Below are 3,351 nucleotides of genomic sequence, written 5' to 3' on the forward strand. Positions count from 1 at the left end.
TCCGTGACCTGCTTCACCGCCTCGATCTTGAATTCTTCGGAGTATCGCTTTGCGCTCATCATCAACACCTGTAGATTTGCGTTTAGTGTAACGCTACCAGGCGTCTACTGTATCGGGGGCTTGCCAGGGAAACATAGCCAAAGCGCAGGGTGGAGAATCGCTACTTGGCATGATTCATCGCGAGCTTGAGGATGAGTTCGAAAAATTCTCCGATTTGTCTGCAGCGGTGAATTGGTTTCGCAATGAACTGAAACATAGCCGAGATAACCCGAGCCTACAGGCTGAGGTTGAGTTCACTGAAGCGGATTGTGCTTTGTTGCTTTACCGGGCCATCGTGATGTTTCCGAAGGTCGCGAACCAAACGACCCCCGCTATGCGGCAGTGCTGGAAGTATCTTCGGGAAAATCATCAGCGTTTGTTCGGATGACGGGACAAGCATTAACAAGTCGCGTAAGTCGGACGCCACTGTCGTGGCGCCGCTTCGCTCAGCGTTACACCCCATTGATCCGACCTTGACGTCTGTACGGCAACGCCGTATATTTTGGCAATGCTATTCATCGAAACCTCAACGTTCACCAAGCTATTGCCGAACTACCTCACGGACGAGGAATACCGTGGGCTTCAAACCTACCTTTTGCAGAAGCCGGATGCCGGGGATCTAATCAAAGGCTCAGGTGGCGTTCGTAAAGTTCGATGGGCACCAGCGGGTTCGGGAAAGAGCGGTGGTATCAGAGCCATTTATTACTGGAAGAAGTCTGACCACGAGATATGGATGCTCACGCTGTACAGTAAATCAGAGCGCGCCAGCATTCCTGGCCATACGCTCAAGCAGATAGCGGAGGCAATCAAAAATGGGTGACAGAAACCTTGGGGCAGAGATTCTTGATGGCATCAATGAAATCAAGCAGTTCAAGACGGGCAAGTTGGCTCTACGAACCCATGAGCTATCAGAGCCCTCACCGCCTAAAGTGATCAGGCTGAAGTTGAATATGTCGCAAGCTGCATTTGCCGGTCTAATGGGCGTTAGTGTGCGAACCCTTCAGGATTGGGAGCAGGGTCGGCGTGAACCGCAGGGGCCTGCGGTTGCGCTTCTGCGCATTGCTGAGCAACACCCGGAAGTTTTCAATCAGCTTCACTGACCAAAGTGAGGTGTAACCAGGCCATGCACCGGATGCCAAACCCTTCGCTTCGCTGCGGCTTTGCCACCGGTGATGGTGGGCGTTAAATCTTAGGGGAATACGTGACTAACATCCGTGCACAGATAGCGCGAGGGGATCATAAAGGAAAACCTCTTTTCCCTCATAAACATGCAGACGGGAAGTATGTCGCTACCACCTCGCGCTTTGAAGAAGACTACGTTCGTGTTGACTCGGTTGATGAGCTTAAGGCCTTGATAGAGTCTGGATTCGGTGCGCGGATGTCGAATCCGGACACTGGGAACGCGCCATCATTTATAGTTAATAAAAAGATTCAGATGGAAGAAGTCGAGCACGCTCGGCCTACCGCAGAAATTCTGAAATCGGCTTCTCACGAAGTAGATCTTGATGGAGATTCGAGGTCCAAATATCGAAAGGAGCAGAGCCTTTTGAGGGCCTACTTGCTAGGTGGAAAAGATTCTGGACGTTGCACAATCTGTCATCATGACTTCCCGTTTGACATGCTTGTTGCTGCGCACTTGAAGAAAAGGTCTGAGTGTTCAGCATCGGAGAAAAAAGATATCGCAAATATTGCGGCGTTGATGTGCAAAACAGGCTGTGATGACTTATACGAGCAAGGATATCTATCGGTCCGCGATGGTGAGGTAGTAAAGACCAAGAAGGAAGTCACTTCGGCTAAAGTTATCGAAGTTCTGTCGCAGGTGACTGGTAATAGAGTGGCAAACTGGGAAGGCAGTAGTGCTTACTACCAGTGGCATTACTCCAAATTTAACAAGTGAATCAAGCTGACCGTTTTGCGCTGGCGCTCCAAACGGCAGCTTATTCAGGGCGTTATGCACTAAGGGAGAAACTATGAGTATCAAGGATGATTGGGGGAAAGTTAAAGCAGTGCTGGAGCAGGGACAAGCCTCGACTCTCTATTGTTCAATCGCAACGGTGAACCCGGATGGAACACCCCACATAACGCCTGTTGGCACAGTATTTTTGGGTGAGGATCAGCGAGGTTATTTCTTTGATCACTATGCCCAAGCTTTGGGTAGCAATATTGATCAAAACCCTCACGTATGCATTATGGCGATAAACGCTGGCCGCCTTTTTTGGCTGCGATCTCTATAAAAAGGTCGCTTCGTTGCCCCACCTGGTGTGAGGTTATACGGCAAAGTTGGGCCAATTCGTGAAGCTACTCCCGAAGAAGTCGAAAAAATAGAACGGCGGGTTAAGCCGTCGAGTTGGATGAAAGGCGCTCGGCAGCTCTGGACAGATTTTACCCATGTTAGAGACATTGAGTTTACCGACTACAAGCCAGTCACTTACCCTGTGATGATGGATGGCATGTGGCCGAAACATGCATAACCAGACGGTCAACCGGACACCAAAAGCTTTCTGCTTTTGGTTCCCTCCGCTAGCGCTCCGGCGCCGGTTACCTCGGCGTTATGTTTCTTGACCGCACCTGTTAACGGGTGCTATTAATAGCACCAAATCGTTGACTAGGTAATCACTATGCAAGTGAAATTTTCCGAGGATGTCATTCCTCTATCAGACCTGAAGATCAATCCCGGAAAGGTGGTTGGTCGAGCGCAAGATACGCATCGCCCCATCCTGCTCACCAGCCGTGGCCGCGGCATAGCTGTTGTTCAGGGGCTTGAGGATTATGAGAGAACCGCAGAGGAATTGCGGTTTGTAAAGGCGGTGGCGCAGGGGCTTATGGATGTTCGCGAGGGCAACACCGTATCGTTGGAGGACGCCAGGAAAACGTTGGGTATCAAGTAAATGGAATTACGCATCGCACAGTCCGCTCTTGAGGACTTACAGGCTATTCAAGGGTATTACAAAGAGCAGGATGTGCCACATATCGGTGATGATTTCGTGGCTGCTATCCTGGAGCACTGTGAAATGCTTCAAATCCACCCTGATGCTGGCCGAGTTGTTCCTGAATTAAACATGGATCATATTCGCGAATTGATTCACGCGCCGTTTCGAGTTGTCTATCTCAGACAGGCTAAAGAGGTTGTGCTCATACGAGTCTGGCGGAGTGAGAGGCGGCTCGAATTACCAGCAAACGAAACATAACCAGTGACTGTGGTGTCAATCACATATATTAAGCCATATTTTCACGCCACGGCTCTTGGTTCTTGATCATGGTATTGAGCACCACAATCATCTTTCGCATGCAGGCAACGACGGCCACTTTTGG

Annotated in this window: 7 protein-coding genes; all 7 read left to right on the forward strand. The window is 50.1% G+C overall.

All coding sequences use genetic code 11. The annotated features are described in order from the left end of the window. The first annotated feature begins 169 nt into the window (after positions 1-169). Positions 170-427, forward strand: coding sequence for a hypothetical protein (locus DYI22_RS17225; RefSeq protein ID WP_213479286.1), 258 nt, complete (start codon positions 170-172; stop codon positions 425-427). A 120-nt stretch (positions 428-547) separates the two neighbouring features. Then, on the forward strand, positions 548-859 hold the full coding sequence (locus DYI22_RS17230; RefSeq protein ID WP_012137896.1) for a type II toxin-antitoxin system RelE/ParE family toxin: 312 nt from the start codon (positions 548-550) through the stop codon (positions 857-859). Continuing rightward, positions 852-1,139 (forward strand): helix-turn-helix domain-containing protein, encoded by a 288-nt coding sequence (locus DYI22_RS17235; RefSeq protein WP_213479287.1) that lies wholly within the window; start codon positions 852-854, stop codon positions 1,137-1,139. Before DYI22_RS17230 ends, DYI22_RS17235 begins: the two co-directional genes overlap by 8 nt. A gap of 101 nt (positions 1,140-1,240) precedes the next feature. Further along, positions 1,241-1,936, forward strand: coding sequence for a hypothetical protein (locus DYI22_RS17240; RefSeq protein ID WP_213479288.1), 696 nt, complete (start codon positions 1,241-1,243; stop codon positions 1,934-1,936). Between the two features lie 73 nt (positions 1,937-2,009). Continuing rightward, positions 2,010-2,273, forward strand: coding sequence for a pyridoxamine 5'-phosphate oxidase family protein (locus DYI22_RS17245; RefSeq protein WP_213479289.1), 264 nt, complete (start codon positions 2,010-2,012; stop codon positions 2,271-2,273). 384 nt (positions 2,274-2,657) lie between these two features. After that, positions 2,658-2,927, forward strand: a complete 270-nt coding sequence (locus DYI22_RS17250) for a type II toxin-antitoxin system Phd/YefM family antitoxin (protein WP_148862164.1) — start codon at positions 2,658-2,660, stop codon at positions 2,925-2,927. Next, positions 2,928-3,227, forward strand: a complete 300-nt coding sequence (locus DYI22_RS17255) for a type II toxin-antitoxin system RelE/ParE family toxin (protein ID WP_213479290.1) — start codon at positions 2,928-2,930, stop codon at positions 3,225-3,227. The last annotated feature ends 124 nt before the right edge of the window (positions 3,228-3,351 follow it).

The organism is Marinobacter lipolyticus (assembly GCF_018424605.1).
Lineage (GTDB): Bacteria > Pseudomonadota > Gammaproteobacteria > Pseudomonadales > Oleiphilaceae > Marinobacter > Marinobacter lipolyticus_B.